This window comes from Pseudomonas sp. WS 5010 (assembly GCF_012985565.1).
GTDB lineage: Bacteria > Pseudomonadota > Gammaproteobacteria > Pseudomonadales > Pseudomonadaceae > Aquipseudomonas.
The window spans coordinates 41,808-56,089 of the sequence record NZ_JAAQWQ010000002.1; the positions used below are offsets into that span (position 1 = coordinate 41,808).

At 58.4% G+C, this 14,282-nt stretch carries 14 protein-coding genes, 1 tRNA gene and 2 pseudogenes; 8 read left to right on the plus strand and 9 right to left on the minus strand.

The genetic code is table 11. From position 1 onward, the window contains the following. Positions 1-6: 6 nt before the first annotated feature. From HBO11_RS05090 to HBO11_RS28605, 6 genes are all read right to left on the minus strand, one after another. Positions 7-1,029: an ABC transporter permease gene (locus HBO11_RS05090; RefSeq protein ID WP_169956532.1), complete on the minus strand. Its 1,023-nt coding sequence runs from the start codon at positions 1,027-1,029 to the stop codon at positions 7-9. Continuing rightward, positions 1,029-2,090, minus strand: coding sequence for a microcin C ABC transporter permease YejB (locus tag HBO11_RS05095; protein WP_169956529.1), 1,062 nt, complete (start codon positions 2,088-2,090; stop codon positions 1,029-1,031). The genes HBO11_RS05090 and HBO11_RS05095 overlap by 1 nt, the downstream gene beginning before the upstream one ends. Beyond that, positions 2,090-3,949, minus strand: a complete 1,860-nt coding sequence (locus HBO11_RS05100) for an extracellular solute-binding protein (RefSeq protein ID WP_169956527.1) — start codon at positions 3,947-3,949, stop codon at positions 2,090-2,092. Before HBO11_RS05100 ends, HBO11_RS05095 begins: the two co-directional genes overlap by 1 nt. A gap of 135 nt (positions 3,950-4,084) precedes the next feature. Continuing rightward, complete coding sequence (locus tag HBO11_RS05105) at positions 4,085-4,366, minus strand: peptidylprolyl isomerase (RefSeq protein ID WP_032861429.1); 282 nt, start codon at positions 4,364-4,366, stop codon at positions 4,085-4,087. A gap of 80 nt (positions 4,367-4,446) precedes the next feature. After that, positions 4,447-5,517 (minus strand): 3-deoxy-7-phosphoheptulonate synthase, encoded by a 1,071-nt coding sequence (locus HBO11_RS05110; protein ID WP_169956525.1) that lies wholly within the window; start codon positions 5,515-5,517, stop codon positions 4,447-4,449. A gap of 339 nt (positions 5,518-5,856) precedes the next feature. Continuing rightward, positions 5,857-5,991, minus strand: coding sequence for a hypothetical protein (locus HBO11_RS28605; RefSeq protein ID WP_262376865.1), 135 nt, complete (start codon positions 5,989-5,991; stop codon positions 5,857-5,859). A gap of 171 nt (positions 5,992-6,162) precedes the next feature. Here HBO11_RS28605 and HBO11_RS05115 point away from each other — a divergent pair, with 171 nt between their 5' ends. Next, a complete protein-coding gene (locus HBO11_RS05115) occupies positions 6,163-6,612 on the plus strand; it encodes a GNAT family N-acetyltransferase (RefSeq protein WP_169956618.1) in 450 nt (149 codons plus the stop codon). Between the two features lie 35 nt (positions 6,613-6,647). Here HBO11_RS05115 and HBO11_RS05120 read toward each other — a convergent pair whose 3' ends face one another. Beyond that, on the minus strand, positions 6,648-6,887 hold the full coding sequence (locus HBO11_RS05120) for a DNA-binding protein (protein WP_169956523.1): 240 nt from the start codon (positions 6,885-6,887) through the stop codon (positions 6,648-6,650). Positions 6,888-6,968: 81 nt separating this feature from the next. Between HBO11_RS05120 and HBO11_RS05125 the strand changes: the two genes are divergently transcribed. From HBO11_RS05125 to HBO11_RS05150, 6 genes and pseudogenes are all read left to right on the plus strand, one after another. Then, the gene (locus HBO11_RS05125) at positions 6,969-7,334 is read left to right on the plus strand and encodes a helix-turn-helix transcriptional regulator (RefSeq protein ID WP_169956521.1); all 366 of its coding nucleotides are present in this window, start codon (positions 6,969-6,971) and stop codon (positions 7,332-7,334) included. Positions 7,335-7,485: 151 nt separating this feature from the next. Beyond that, positions 7,486-8,127, plus strand: coding sequence for a UvrY/SirA/GacA family response regulator transcription factor (uvrY, locus tag HBO11_RS05130; protein ID WP_029293774.1), 642 nt, complete (start codon positions 7,486-7,488; stop codon positions 8,125-8,127). Between the two features lie 16 nt (positions 8,128-8,143). Further along, positions 8,144-9,967, plus strand: a complete 1,824-nt coding sequence (gene uvrC, locus HBO11_RS05135; protein WP_169956616.1) for an excinuclease ABC subunit UvrC — start codon at positions 8,144-8,146, stop codon at positions 9,965-9,967. Positions 9,968-9,999: 32 nt separating this feature from the next. Next, a complete protein-coding gene (gene pgsA, locus HBO11_RS05140) occupies positions 10,000-10,560 on the plus strand; it encodes a CDP-diacylglycerol--glycerol-3-phosphate 3-phosphatidyltransferase (protein WP_029293776.1) in 561 nt (186 codons plus the stop codon). 63 nt (positions 10,561-10,623) lie between these two features. Further along, positions 10,624-10,699: transfer RNA gene (locus HBO11_RS05145), tRNA-Gly, on the plus strand. 229 nt (positions 10,700-10,928) lie between these two features. Next, positions 10,929-11,174 (plus strand): annotated as a pseudogene (locus HBO11_RS05150) (Arm DNA-binding domain-containing protein); the annotation flags it as partial. A 677-nt stretch (positions 11,175-11,851) separates the two neighbouring features. Here HBO11_RS05150 and HBO11_RS05155 read toward each other — a convergent pair. Continuing rightward, positions 11,852-12,064, minus strand: a complete 213-nt coding sequence (locus tag HBO11_RS05155) for a DUF1508 domain-containing protein (RefSeq protein WP_169956519.1) — start codon at positions 12,062-12,064, stop codon at positions 11,852-11,854. Between the two features lie 249 nt (positions 12,065-12,313). Continuing rightward, positions 12,314-13,445 (minus strand): annotated as a pseudogene (locus HBO11_RS05160) (IS3 family transposase). A gap of 322 nt (positions 13,446-13,767) precedes the next feature. Between HBO11_RS05160 and tssB the strand changes: the two are divergent. Further along, positions 13,768-14,271, plus strand: a complete 504-nt coding sequence (gene tssB, locus HBO11_RS05165) for a type VI secretion system contractile sheath small subunit (protein ID WP_169956516.1) — start codon at positions 13,768-13,770, stop codon at positions 14,269-14,271. The last annotated feature ends 11 nt before the right edge of the window (positions 14,272-14,282 follow it).

Consider the following 14,282-nt stretch of genomic DNA (forward strand, 5'->3'; position numbering starts at 1 on the left):
CGCCCTTCATGATCGTGGGTCGAAGGCGTCACGCAGCGCCTCGCCGATAAATACCAGCAGCGACAGAATCAGCGCCAGGGTGAAAAAGGCCGTGAGCCCGAGCCACGGCGCCTGCAGGTTTTGCTTGCCCTGGGCGATCAATTCACCCAGGGACGCGCTGCCCGCCGGCATGCCGAAGCCGAGGAAATCCAGGGCGCTGAGGGTGGAAATCGCCCCGGTCAGGATGAAAGGCAGGTAGCTCAGGGTGGCGGTCATCGCGTTCGGCAGGATGTGCCGGCGGATGATCTTGCCGTCACTCAGGCCCAGGGCTCGCGCGGCTTTCACATATTCCAGGTTGCGCCCGCGCAGGAATTCGGCGCGCACCACATCCACCAGGGCCAGCCAGGAAAACAGCGCCATGATCCCCAGCAGCCACCAGAAGTTGGGCTCGACAAACCCCGAGAGGATGATCAGCAGGTACAGCACCGGCAGCCCAGACCACACTTCGAGGATGCGCTGGCCGAGCAGGTCGACCCAGCCGCCGTAATAACCCTGCAAGGCACCGGCGGCAATGCCGATGACGGCGCTGATCGCGGTCAGGCCGAGGGCGAACAGGATCGATACCCGCGCGCCGAAGATCACCCGCGCCAGCACATCGCGGGACTGGTCGTCGGTGCCCAGCCAGTTCACCGTGGACGGCGGGCTGGGGGCAGGGCGGGTCAGTTCGTAGTTGGGCGTGTCATCGCTGAAGGGGATCGGCGGGAACAGCATCCAGCCGCCGTCTTGCTTGATCAGTTGCTGCACGTAGTCACTGCGGTAGTCGGCCTGGAATGGCAGTTGCCCGCCGAACTGCTGCTCGGTGTAGCGCTTGAACACCGGGAAATACAACTGGTCCTGATAGCTCAGCACCAGCGGTTTGTCGTTGGCGATCAACTCGCCGCCCAGGGTCAGGATAAACAGGCCGATAAACAGCCACAGCGACCACCAACCCCGACGGTTTTGCTTGAAGCGTTCGAAGCGCCGACGGGCTACGGGAGACAGATTGCGCATCAGGCGTTCCTCGCGGCAAAGTCGATACGCGGGTCCACCAGGGTGTAGCAGAGGTCGCCGATCAGTTTTATCAAGAGGCCAAACAGGGTGAAGATAAACAGTGAGCCAAACACCACCGGATAGTCCCGCGACACCGCCGCTTCGTAGCTCATGCGGCCCAGGCCGTCGAGGGAGAAGATCACCTCGATCAGCAGCGAACCGGCGAAGAACACACTGATAAACGCCTGGGGGATCCCGGAGATCACCAGCAGCATGGCGTTGCGAAACACATGGCCGTAGAGCACGCGCCGTTCGCTCAGGCCCTTGGCGCGTGCGGTGACCACGTACTGACGGGTGATTTCATTGAGGAACGAGTTTTTGGTGAGGATGGTCAAGGTGGCGAAACCACCGATCACCAGGGCGCTGACCGGCAGCACCAGGTGCCAGAAATAATCGGCGACCTTGCCCAGGGTACTCAGTTGCTCGAAGTTCTCCGACACCAGGCCCCGCACCGGGAACCAGTTCAGGGTGGTGCCGCCGGCAAAGACTACGATCAAGAACATCGCGAACAGGAAGGCCGGCATCGCGTAGCCAATGACGATGGCGGTGCTGCTCCACACATCGAAACTGCTGCCGTGGCGCACCGCCTTGCGGATCCCCAGGGGGATCGATACCAGGTAGGTGATCAGCGTGGCCCAGAGGCCGAGGGAAAGGGTCACCGGCATCTTTTCCAGGATCAGGTCGATCACCGTGGCGCCGCGAAAGAAGCTGTTGCCAAAATCCAGCTGGGCGTAGTTCTTGAGCATCAGCCACAGGCGTTCGGGCGCGGATTTGTCGAAGCCGTATTGTTTTTCGATGTCCTTGATCAGCTTGGGGTCCAGGCCGCGACTGGCGCGTGAGCCACTGCTGACGCCGTCGCCGGCCGAGCCGCCGATGCCCCCGCCGCCAATCCCCTGCAAGTGGGCGATGGCTTGCTCCACCGGCCCGCCGGGCGCGGCCTGGACGATCACAAAGTTCACCAGCAGGATGATCACCAGGGTCGGGATGATCAGCAGCAGGCGCCGCACGATATAGGCAAACATCAGCGGGCACCTCGCGGCTTGTTCAGTTCGGCTTTCATCTGCTCATTGGTCAGGGGTGTGGGGCTGACCTCCCACCACGACTCCAGCGCCTCGTCGTTGCTGGCCTCGATGGCCGGGCGACCGAAGCGGTTCCACCACGCGGCCGAGGTGCCGGGCGGGTAGTAATTGGGGATCCAGTAGTAATTCCATTGCAGCACCCGGTCCAGGGCATGGGCGTAGCTGAGCATCTGTGCCTGGGTGGTGGCACGCACCAGGCCGGTGACCAGGGTGTCGACCGCCGGGTTTTGCAGGACGATGTAGTTGTTGCTGCCCGGGTCGAAGGCCGACGATGAACCGAAGTAGTTGTACAGCTCCATGCCTGGCGAGGTGGTGACCGGGAAGCCGGTGACGATCATGTCGTAGTCGCGGGTCATCAGGCGGTTGACGTACTGGGATGAGTCGATGCGCCGGATGTTGAGGGTAATGCCGATCTGCGCCAGGTTGCGTTTATAGGGGAGCAGCAGGCGTTCGAGGCCGTTTTGCACATTTAGGAAGGTGAACTCCAGGGGTTCGCCGGCAGCGTTCACCAGCTTGTCGCCCTTGGGCGTCCAGCCGGCGTCTTCCAGCAAGGCCAGGGCTTGCAGTTGCTTGTCGCGGATCATGCCGCTGCCGTCGGTGGTCGGCGCCTTGAACACTTGGGTGAAGACTTCGTCGGGGATCTGCCCGCGCAAGGGTTCGAGAATCGCCAGTTCCTGGGCGTCGGGCAGTTGGGTGGCGGCCAGCGGGCTGTTGGAAAAGTAGCTTTGCTGGCGGATATACAGGTTGCGCATCATCTGCCGGTTGGCCCACTCGAAATCCCAGAGCATGGCCAGGGCCTGGCGCACGCGGCGGTCCTGGAATATCGGCTTTTGCATATTGAACACGTAGCCCTGGGCCGCTTGCGGGGCTTGCTTGGCCAGGTGCGCGCGTTGCAGGCGGCCATCGTCCAGGGCCGGGCCGTTGTAGCCGATGGAATAGCCGGTGGCGGAGAACTCGCGGTTGAAGTCATAGGCGCCGCCGCGCAGGACCTGGCGCGCGACTTCGGTATCGCCGAAGTACTCCAGGCTCAAGCGGTCGAAGTTGTACAGGCCGCGGCTCACGGGCAAGTCCTTGCCCCACCAGTCGGGGTCGCGCTGGAAGGTGATAGTGCTGCCGGAATTGATCTTGCTGACTTTGTACGGACCGCTGCCCAGGGGCACCTCATAGCCGCCGCCGTTGGCGAAGTCGCGGCTTTTCCACCAATGTTCGGGGAACACCGGCAGGGTCGCGATATCCAGGGGCAGGGTGCGGTTCTCGTTGCTGGAGAAGTCAAAGCGCACTTGCAGGGGGCCTTCGACCTCGACGTGCTTGACGTCGGCAAACAGCGTGCGAAAGCGCAGGCTGCCCTGGGTCATCAGCAGGTTGAAGCTATAGCGTACGTCTTCTGCGGTGATCGGCTTGCCGTCGGCAAATCGCGCCTTGGGGTTGAGGAAAAAACGCAGGTACAGGCCGTCCTCGGCGCGCTCCATCTTTTGCGCGACCAGGCCGTAGACGGTATAGGGCTCATCCAGCGAGCGGTAGGCCAGGGGCGAGTACACCCAGCCGTCCAGCTGGCTGACGCCGATGCCTTTGTCGATATACGGCAGTACATGGTCGAAGCGGCCGACTTCGAGGGCCGAGCGCTTGAGGCTGCCGCCCTTGGGGGCATCGGGGTTCACATAGTCGAAATGCTTGAAATCGGCGGGGTACTTGGCAGGTTCGCCGTAGACGGTCAATGCCTGTTGCGGGGCAGCAAACGAGATGGAACTCGCCAACAGCAGGGCCAGGGTAGAGCCAACTAACGTGAGTAAGTCCAGTCGCATTATCAGCCTTGAGCGCCGGGTGAAGAAGGAAGGGGACTTGTACCCTAACCGCACGCGGGTCGCCAGTCACCCCACTGGCACACAAACACAACGGCCCACCAAAAGGCGGGCCGTTGTGTTTTGCAAAGATGTGGATCAGTCCTGGCGGCTGGTCACTTCCAGCAGGTGATAACCGAACTGGGTTTTCACCGGGCCCTGCACGGTGTTGACCGGGGCGCTGAACACGACAGTGTCGAATTCCTTGACCATCTGGCCAGGGCCGAACGAACCCAGGTTGCCGCCATCACGGCTCGATGGGCAGCTGGAGTTGGCTTTGGCGATTTCTGCGAAATCAGCGCCGCCTTCGATCTGGGCTTTGAGTTCGTTGCACTTGTCTTCGGTGGCAACCAGGATGTGACGGGCGGTAGCTTTAGCCATGATGGGTAACTCCTTGAATAAAAAAGGTGAGCGTACCGGATTCAGGCGGTTATTTCCCGGCAAAGTTCCACTGATTTACATCAGGCTTGATCGCGCAGACGTGCGGCCGCTTCACGCAGCAACTGCTCAGTCCCATCCCAACCCAAGCAGCCGTCGGTCACCGAGACGCCGTAGCGCATCGACGGGCTGAGCGGCTGGCAGCCTTCGAACAAATGACTCTCCAGCATCATGCCGATCAGCGAGGTGTCGCCCTGCAAGCGCTGCTCCAGCACGTCATTGAACACCGCTGGCTGGCGCATCGGGTCCTTGCCGCTGTTGGCGTGGCTGCAATCGACCATGATCCGCGTGGCCACTTTGCTTTTGGCCAGGTCGGTCTTGACCTGGGCCACGCTCTGGCGGTCGTAGTTCGGGCCGCGATGGCCGCCGCGCAACACCAGGTGGGTGTCGGCGTTGCCCGGAGTCTGGATGATCGCCGGATGGCCCTGGCTGTCGACGCCAAAGTGGCGGTGCGGATGGGCTGCCGAACGCATGGCGTCGCAGGCGATGGCCACGCCGCCGTCGGTGCCGTTCTTGAAGCCGACAGGCATGCCCAGGCCGCTGGCCATTTCCCGGTGGATCTGCGATTCGGTGGTGCGGGCGCCGATGGCGACCCAACTGAGCACATCGTCGAAGTAGCCGGCGGCCATTGGTTGCAGCAACTCGGTGGCGACCGGCAAGCCCAGGCGCAGCATTTCGCGCATCAATTCCCGTGACAGCGTGAGGCCGGCGGCCATGTCATCGCTGCCATCGAGGTGCGGGTCGTAGGCCAGGCCTTTCCAGCCGATGGTGGTGCGCGGTTTTTCGACGTAGGCGCGGATTACCAGGAGCATCTGGTCACTGACGTCATTGGCCAGTTTCTTCAGATTGCGCGCGTATTCCATGGCGGATTCGGGGTCATGGATCGAGCAGGGGCCGACGATGACCAGCAGGCGCGAGTCTTCACCCGTGAGAATCGCGCGGATCGCCTGGCGATGAGCGTTGACTTGCTCGGTCAGGAACGGGCTCAGAGGCAATTGGTGCTTGAGCTCAAGGGCGCTGGGCAAACGCTGGGTCAGCGCTTCATTGGCGCTGGACAGGGTGGTGACGGGCAGGGCGGCGATGGAGGAGTTCATATGTTCTGCTTCCTGGGCAAGCGGCGGGCTGTTCCCGCGCGCTCTGCCCTACTGGGGTGTTCGACAATTGGCCGTATTGGCTGCGTGTGTTGGCTTGCCACCAAGAGGTGACCGATCGGAGGCGGCAGGCTGTCCCGAACGGAGCTTGCTAAATCGCCAGGCGGTGCAGGTGTCGTAACGGTAATAAGTGCTGAAGTTCATGGTGTGGTTTCCTTTAAGTTCGGTGTGTAGCAAAAAATGTTCAGGGCTGAAAAAACAAAACCCCCGGTCGGGGAGCCGACCGGGGGTTAGATTTCTCTGGCAGGCGACCCCTTGAGTAGTGGGCGCCGATTTCAGGTATCAGGCGCGCCAGTGGCTAAACCAATACCCAAAATAAAAGCTGGCCAGTGCGCTCAAACCGTTCACGCGGGTAGCCACGACCGAACGCTGTGCGTTGGCAGTAGGGCAAGCCTGGGTGAGGGTGAGTTGCAACATGGTGTTTCTCCAAATGATGGGGTGGAGCTTAACTGACGCATGCCGCTGGATTCAATCAGTAATTTCTATCGCGAGGAGGGGCTTACCACTATAGCGGATGTCCCGATATGCTGGATGGATACTCACAATGATTGCCTGGACGCGACCTGTGACGCAATGGAGCCCACTGCTATGGCATTCACCCTCAAGGCAGCATCGGATCAACACCTGGCCTTTGCGCGCAGCCTGACACACCAGGCGATGGGCCATTACTATCGGCAGTACGATCTGACATGGTCCGACAAAGGCTTCGACACCGCCTGGGCCGGGCGGGAAAACTGGTTGATTTGCCAGGATGACAGGCTGGTAGGGTTCGTCAGCCTCAGCCGCGATGACAATGCGCTATACATTCGCGAACTGCACATTCTCGAGGCTTTTCGCCGCCAGGGCGCAGGCAGTTGGGTGCTGGAGCAGATGATCTGCAAGGCGCATGTCGAAAAGCGGGGTTATCTGCGCTTGACGGTATTCAAGACCAATCCGGCTAGAAGGCTGTATCAGCGACAGGGCCTGAGTATTGTCGGTGAGGAGGGGTGTTTCTGGCGCATGGAGTCCGTTTGTCTATCAGCGCAGTCGTCCCGGTAAACCTCGCGCTCGACTTGAATCGGTGCATACTGCTCTTAGGAGCCAATCTCCTGATCATTGCCCGGGCTTTTTGCCTCGTTAAGGATGATCCCCTCTTTCATGCCCAAAAGGACCGCGACCTTATGGGCTTCTCCCCGCCGCCCCTTTTTACGCCCAGCGAGCACTTGATAGGTGGTCGCCGGATCCACGCCATGTTCCCTGGCGAATGCCTGGACCGATTTGCCTTGATGTTCCAGCCAGGCTTTGGCTTGTGCAGCGGTACGGATTCCGGGCATAGTTCAAAACCGTTCAAGTTTGTGTAAAACGAGATGACATCGTCACCTCTTGGGGTGTGCCAGAAAGGATATTACATCCAAATGAGTGGAATAGGTTCGCGCTTACGGCAAGAAAGAGAGCGACTTGGCTTGTCGCAAAAGGTTTTTGGTGAAATAGGAGGCGTGGAGGCTAACGCGCAAGGTAAATATGAAAGTGGTGGCCGCGCACCCAAGGCCGATTACTTATCCCGCGTCGCAGAAAAAGGTGTCGATATTCTGTTTGTTTTGACAGGTAGCCCAACTCCCATCCAGTTGGACAACCTGAGCCAGATCGAAGAAAAAGTCCTGGGCAACTACCGCGCGATGTTTAAAGAGGATCAGGATGCAATCCGCAGGCTGACCAGCACCTTGGCAGAGCATTGCTCTGTGGCAAACGGAAAATCCCGGCCGATCCCCAAGGAATCCTGACCTTTTGCCCAGGAAACAACCCCGCCTGCCGCTCGGCAGGCGTTCGTAGTGGATTGAAACTCTATATATATGACGCGTTCAGCTAGGTCTGTGCCGTGGTTTTTTGCTAAGGTGTCCGGCAACCTATAAGACCATTTCGCGAGGTGTCTGCTTGATTAGGGTGCTAGTAGTCGATGACCATGATCTCGTTCGTACAGGCATTACACGAATGCTGGCTGACATCGATGGCCTGCAAGTAGTCGGTCAGGCCGAGTCGGGGGAGGAATCCCTTATCAAAGCGCGTGAATTGAAACCCGATGTGGTCTTGATGGACGTCAAGATGCCGGGGATTGGCGGTCTTGGCGCGACCTGCAAGTTGCTGCGCAGTCATCCGGATATCAAGGTTGTCGTGGTTACGGTTTGTGAGGAAGACCCTTTTCCTACCAGGCTTCTGCAGGCAGGTGCAGCGGGTTACCTGACTAAAGGCGCGGGGCTTGCGGAGATGGTCCAGGCTATCCGGCTGGTATTTGCCGGCCAGCGCTATATCAGTCCGCAGATTGCCCAGCAATTGGCGATCAAGTCTTTCCAGCCGGTCAGCGATTCGCCGTTTGATGCCTTGTCCGAGCGCGAGATCCAGATCGCCCTGATGATTGTCGGTTGCCAGAAGGTCCAGTCGATTTCGGACAAGCTCTGCCTGTCGCCGAAAACCGTGAACACCTACCGTTATCGAATCTTCGAGAAGCTATCCATCAGCAGTGATGTTGAACTGACCTTGCTCGCGGTTCGCCACGGCATGGTGGACGCCAGCGCCTGAAATGCAAGCCACTGAAATAACCGCAGCGTTTGATCCCAGTGCATTTCTAGCGACCTGCAGTGGCCGGCCTGGCGTGTATCGCATGTTCGACAGCGAGGCGCGCCTGCTGTACGTCGGCAAGGCCAAGAACCTCAAGAAGCGCCTGGCCAGTTACTTTCGCAAGACCGGCCTGGCGCCGAAGACCGCCGCGCTGGTGGGGCGTATCGCCCAGGTCGAAACCACCATCACCGCCAATGAAACTGAGGCGTTGCTGCTTGAGCAGACGCTGATCAAGGAATGGCGGCCGCCCTACAATATTCTGTTGCGTGACGATAAGTCCTACCCGTACGTGTTTCTGTCGGACGGTGACTTTCCGCGCCTGAGCATCCATCGCGGGGCGAAGAAGCGCAAGGGCAAGTATTTTGGCCCGTACCCCAGCGCCGGGGCGATCCGCGAGAGCCTGAGCCTGCTGCAAAAGACCTTCTTCGTGCGCCAATGTGAAGACAGCTTCTACAAGAACCGTACCCGCCCGTGCCTGCAATACCAGATCAAGCGCTGCAAGGCGCCTTGTGTCGGGCTGGTCGAGCCTAAGGAATATGCCGAAGACGTGCGTCACTCGGTGATGTTCCTCGAAGGGCGCAGCAACGCCCTGGCCGACGAACTGTCGGGGGCCATGGAGCAGGCGGCCAGTGTCCTGGATTTCGAACGGGCCGCCGAGCTGCGTGACCAGGTGTCGCTGTTGCGCCGGGTACAGGACCAGCAGAGCATGGAGGGCGGCACCGGTGACGTCGACGTGATTGCGGCCTTCGTCAACCCGGGCGGGGCCTGTGTGCACCTGATCAGCGTGCGTGGCGGTCGGGTGCTGGGCAGCAAGAACTTCTTTCCCCAGACGGGGATCGAGGAGGAGGTGGCCGAAGTCATGGCTGCGTTTCTCGGCCAGTATTACGTCAGCAGCCCCGAGCGCGACTTGCCGGGCGAATTGATCGTCAACGTGGTTCACGAAGACTTCCCTGCGCTGATCGATGCGATCCACGCCCTGCGCGGCCGCGAACTGGACATCAGCCACCGGGTGCGCGGCACCCGTGCGCGCTGGCAGCAATTGGCGGTGACCAACGCCGAGCAGGCCCTGAGCGCGCGCCTGGCCAACCGCCAGCATGTGGCCGCACGCTTTGAGGCGCTGGCCGACGTGCTCAAGCTCGACGAGCCGCCGCAACGCCTGGAGTGCTACGACATCAGCCACTCCAGCGGCGAGGCGACCGTGGCGTCCTGCGTGGTCTTCGGTCCGGAAGGGCCGATCAAGTCCGACTATCGACGCTACAACATCGAAGGCGTCACCCCTGGTGATGACTATGCCGCCATGCACCAGGCCCTGACCCGGCGCTTCAGCAAACTCAAGGACGGCGAGGGCAAGCTGCCGGATATCCTGCTGGTAGACGGCGGCAAGGGCCAGTTGTCCATGGCCCGTGATGTGCTCAACGAACTGGCGGTGCCCGACCTGATCCTGCTCGGCGTGGCCAAGGGTGCGACGCGCAAGGCCGGTTTTGAAACGTTGTACTTGAATGATGCGGCCCATGAGTTCACCTTGAAGGGCGACTCACCGGCGCTGCACCTGATTCAGCAGATCCGCGATGAAGCACACCGCTTTGCCATTACCGGCCACCGTGCCCGCCGTGGTAAGACCCGGCGCACCTCAACCCTGGAAGGGGTTGCGGGTGTAGGACCAAAGCGGCGGCGTGAACTGTTGAAACATTTCGGTGGATTGCAGGAATTGTCCCGTGCCAGCATTGAAGAAATAGCCAAAGCTCCTGGTATCAGTAAAAAGCTCGCTGAGTTGATTTATGCAAACCTACACAGCGAGTAGAATGCCCTCTCACCTCGTAGCCAGTTGTGCCGATGAATATCCCTAATCTGATCACCGTTCTACGCGTCCTGCTCATTCCGATTTTCATTTTGCTGTTTTACCTGCCCTATGAATGGAGCTACATGGCCTCCAGTTCGGTCTTTGCCTTCGCGGCCGCGACCGACTGGCTAGACGGCTACCTGGCACGACGCCTGGAGCAGAGCACGCCGTTTGGCGCGTTCCTCGACCCCGTAGCCGACAAGCTGATGGTCGCCGTGGCGCTGGTGCTGCTCGTACAAGAGCACGGCAACCTGTGGCTGACCCTGCCTGCCGCCGTGATCATCGGTCGTGAAATCGTCGTCTCGGCCTTGCGCGAATGGATGGCCGAAATCGGCGCACGCGCCCATGTGGCCGTGTCCAACATGGGCAAATGGAAAACCGCCGCGCAAATGCTGGCGCTGGTCATCCTGCTGGCCAACCCGTCGAATTTCACGTTCTGGGTGCTGCTGGGCTACGCCTTGCTGCTGATCGCCGCCGGCCTGACCTTGTGGTCCATGCTGCAATACCTGCGCGCCGCCTGGCCCCATCTGCGCACCACCGTGGAAAAGAAATAAAACTTTTTTGAATCAAGGGGTTGACGGGTGGTGAGGATTCTATAGAATGCGCATCACCAAGACGCGGGAATAGCTCAGTTGGTAGAGCACGACCTTGCCAAGGTCGGGGTCGCGAGTTCGAGTCTCGTTTCCCGCTCCAAATATCGATCTACAGGGTTCCATTGAAGTCTGTAGATCATTGAAAAAAGACGCTTAGGCGTCTTTTTTCGTTCCGTCAGCATTCATCGAAAGCCACGGGTACCCGGACGTGTTTAGTCCAGAATCTAGTCCATGAAAATGGCGGGCTTCGAGATCGGATTGTTGCAGGAGCCCAACGAGTCGTTTGCTGAACATCTAGCCCTGAATTCAACCTTCAGGAGGCTAGAAGCATGGCTCTTTCATATGCTGCCGTCCGGCAGGCCACGCCCACTGGCAAAGACTACACCCTCGGCGATATTGACGGCCTGTCCTTGGCGGTGACAGCCTCGGGCGGGCGCTCGTGGCACTTCCGTTACTGCTGGAACGGCAAGCAAAAACGCATGTCGCTGGACACCTATCCGCAGGTCAGTTTGCGTGATGCGCGTTCCCTTCAGGACGAAGCGGGCAAATTATTGGCTCAAGGGGTCAATCCCCAGGCGCGTCCTTAGGCAGTTACTGGATCAGCAGTTCGGCGGTGGCGGTCTCGCGCACGCGCATCATGATCAGGCTGTTGAAGTTGCCCAGGCGCGCTTCGATGTAGCTGAGGGTCTGCAAGGTCGGGGCCGTGGAAACAGCGCGTGGCTTGGCAGCTCGAGGACGCGGTTTGGTCGCGGCAGATTTGGCGGTTGAACCAAGGCGTCGAGAGTAGGACGGGTTATCAGTCTTCTAATGCACTGTCCGTAAAGAAGGCAAAAGTAGAAAGGGATGTTCGGAATAGAGATCGCCCACCAGGAGGGGCGGTGATTAATCGTGGGCAAATACTCCGTAGATCACCTGCACCACTATTCCCGGATTTGGGTGGCTGTCGTCATCCACCGTCGACGCAGCGTTTGAGGTGATGATCAGCGCATGGGTGTCATTGAACAGACAAGGTCGACGTTCGAGTTGCTCGTCATCCAGGTGCTGCTGCGCCGTAGCCTTGAAGATCTGGGCTACCTGGGCGGGTGCGGAACGAGTCGGTAGTGCTGGGCGCTAGCCTGGAGAGGATGGTGGGTGGCGGGGCAGCGTCAATCGGCAACGGGCGCAGCCCCTTATAGGCGGGTGTTGATCGTCTGGATCAAGCGTGGAGGTGATTCGAGATAGCACTATGCAGTGCTGCACGGGCCGAAGCTGATTACTGTGTACGTAACCGCATGAAGGAATCGTCGCCAATAACCCGGGTGGCGAAGTCCTGTGTTTTCACTAATTCAATAGAGTGTTCGCAGTCCTTGAGGTTGTGGTAACTCTCGGAACTGACGGCGATGATCTTTGCGTTTTTAGCGATGAATCGCCAACGCCATTCGTTTTTGATGTCTTTGTATATGTAAAAGTGGGCAGACTCTGCCATATGCTTCTCCTCGGACGTCGATACTTATGTAGCGGGCGTTTAACGCTATCAATCATGCCGAGAGAGCGTCTATAAACATAGAGATTCGAGTTGCGTCGCAATGTGTCGAAGATTGCAAATTACGTTCGACCTAGCGGACGTAGGCGTGTTGATTTTGATATGGTGTTTGACTTTGTATCGTTAACGTTGATGAGGGAATCGTAAATGGATCTTCGAGTATGGCAGGCTGTACGAATCGCTCAGGATTCTCTAGACACCTTGCAAGCTGATTGAGTAACGCTTTTCAAACTCTACCGGTGAAAGTTGATTGTTGAAACCATGGCGGCGTTTTACGTTGTAGAATATTCCGATGTAATCGAATACATCACTACTGGCATCTTCCCGCGTGGTGTAGATTCTCCGCTTGACCCGTTCCCGCTATAGAAGTTGGAAAAAGCTCTCGGTCACGGCGTTATCATGGCAGTTGCCTCAGTGGCTCATGCTGGCAACCAAATTGTTTGCCTTCAAAAAGCTGCGCCAATCGGAACTGCTGTACTGGGCCTTGGTCGGAATGAACCATCACCTCTTGTTTCGGTTTACGCGTCCAAACCGCCATCAACAACACATAAATCGCCAAATCACTGGTCATCTGCGACTTCATTGGCCAGCCTACAACCTGGCGAGAAAACAGATCCAGCACCACCGCCAAATACAACCAGCCTTCATACGCATGAATGTAGGTAATGTCGCTGACCCAAGCCTTGTTGGGTTCCACGACATCGAAGCAAACTGGGTGAGGCGACCGCTGGCTTACCGCCGTAATTTCCAGGGCGGCGTAGATAACCTGTCTGAGAATGCAGACCTTCAAGACGCATCCGCCTCGCCACACGATGACGACCACAATCCTCATCGCGCAGATCGTCATGGATTTTGCGATAGTCGTAAACGCCGCCGCTCTCCAGTCGGGAATGCTTGATCAACCCTAGAAGTCGTTGTTCGTGTTGGACGCGTACAGATTGCGGCTCAGACAGCCGCGCGTAATAACCGCTGGGATGGGCTTTCAGCGTGAGGCAAAGCCTTCGAATCGAATAGTCGCCAGTGCGCTGCTTGATAAAGGCGTACTTCAGCCGCACTCCTTGGCAAAGTACGCTGCGGATTTTTTTGATATGCCTCGATCTTCAGTGACGCGCTTGAGTTCCGCTCGCAGACGACGCAGTTCAGCGTGCTGATCATCGTCCTGCTGCCGTTCTTCTTGAGGTTTGCTGTAGAGCTTTATCCAGGCATAGAGGCTATGCGTCGACACGCCAAGACGGCCCGCTACCTCAGCGACAGGCAGCTTCTTTTCGGTCACTTGATTGACTGCTTGGATTTTGAATTCTTCGGGGTAACGCGGGTTGCTCATGGCATCTCCCAATTGGCTTCAGTTTAAGGCAAAGAGGTGTCTACGAGACCCGGGGCGATTCAGTTCATGTGGGAAAACTCGCCAATTCGTTGTCGAAAGTTCCCTCTAGGGCTTTGAGGGCTGGTCAAGGTTGATTGGGATACTTCATTGTAATGAGGAAGGAAATAAGTACATCGTACGTAGCACTTTTTGATCTCATGAAATGGAGTTTATGTACTGCGGCCGGTGGATGCGCTGGCGAGTAGGCTGGAGGTATAGGCTCCAGTCTTACTTTATTTACGGCAGCAACTGCTGTTAAAAAAGTGTCTGGAGAGGTGGGATCATGGCTTCAAAAAGTTTTCAGAGTGAAGTGCCCAAGGCGCGAGTCAACATCAAGCTTGATTTGCATACTGGTGGTGCCCAGAAGAAAGTCGAGTTGCCGCTCAAGCTGATGATCATGGGTGATTACAGCAATGGCAAGGAGCAACGCCCGCTCTCTGAGCGAGGCAAGGTCAACATCAATAAAAACAACTTCGACAATGTTCTGGGTGAGTTTTCGCCTAGCGTGAAACTCGCAGTCGATAACACATTGGCCGGCGATGCGTCTGACACCTCCGTCGAGTTGAATTTCCAGAGCATGAAGGACTTCGAGCCCGAGCAGGTAGCGAGGCAGATTCCGCAACTGCGCGCCTTGTTGGCCATGCGCAACCTGTTGCGTGACCTCAAATCGAACCTGTTGGATAACGTGACCTTTCGTCATGAGCTGGAGCGCATCCTTAAGGATGACGCACTCAGTGATGAACTTCGAGCCGAGCTGGCTGCTCTGGCGCCCAAGGAAGAACGTTAATTCATATCGGT

Bases quoted from the DNA above. Each gene is read 5' to 3' on its own strand.
- HBO11_RS05090 (WP_169956532.1), bottom strand. From the start codon at position 1,029: ATGCGCAATCTGTCTCCCGTAGCCCGTCGGCGCTTCGAACGCTTCAAG.
- HBO11_RS05095 (WP_169956529.1), bottom strand. From the start codon at position 2,090: ATGTTTGCCTATATCGTGCGGCGCCTGCTGCTGATCATCCCGACCCTG.
- HBO11_RS05100 (WP_169956527.1), bottom strand. From the start codon at position 3,949: ATGCGACTGGACTTACTCACGTTAGTTGGCTCTACCCTGGCCCTGCTG.
- HBO11_RS05105 (WP_032861429.1), bottom strand. From the start codon at position 4,366: ATGGCTAAAGCTACCGCCCGTCACATCCTGGTTGCCACCGAAGACAAG.
- HBO11_RS05110 (WP_169956525.1), bottom strand. From the start codon at position 5,517: ATGAACTCCTCCATCGCCGCCCTGCCCGTCACCACCCTGTCCAGCGCC.
- HBO11_RS28605 (WP_262376865.1), bottom strand. From the start codon at position 5,991: ATGTTGCAACTCACCCTCACCCAGGCTTGCCCTACTGCCAACGCACAG.
- HBO11_RS05115 (WP_169956618.1), top strand. From the start codon at position 6,163: ATGGCATTCACCCTCAAGGCAGCATCGGATCAACACCTGGCCTTTGCG.
- HBO11_RS05120 (WP_169956523.1), bottom strand. From the start codon at position 6,887: ATGCCCGGAATCCGTACCGCTGCACAAGCCAAAGCCTGGCTGGAACAT.
- HBO11_RS05125 (WP_169956521.1), top strand. From the start codon at position 6,969: ATGAGTGGAATAGGTTCGCGCTTACGGCAAGAAAGAGAGCGACTTGGC.
- pgsA (WP_029293776.1), top strand. From the start codon at position 10,000: ATGAATATCCCTAATCTGATCACCGTTCTACGCGTCCTGCTCATTCCG.
- HBO11_RS05155 (WP_169956519.1), bottom strand. From the start codon at position 12,064: ATGGCAGAGTCTGCCCACTTTTACATATACAAAGACATCAAAAACGAA.
- tssB (WP_169956516.1), top strand. From the start codon at position 13,768: ATGGCTTCAAAAAGTTTTCAGAGTGAAGTGCCCAAGGCGCGAGTCAAC.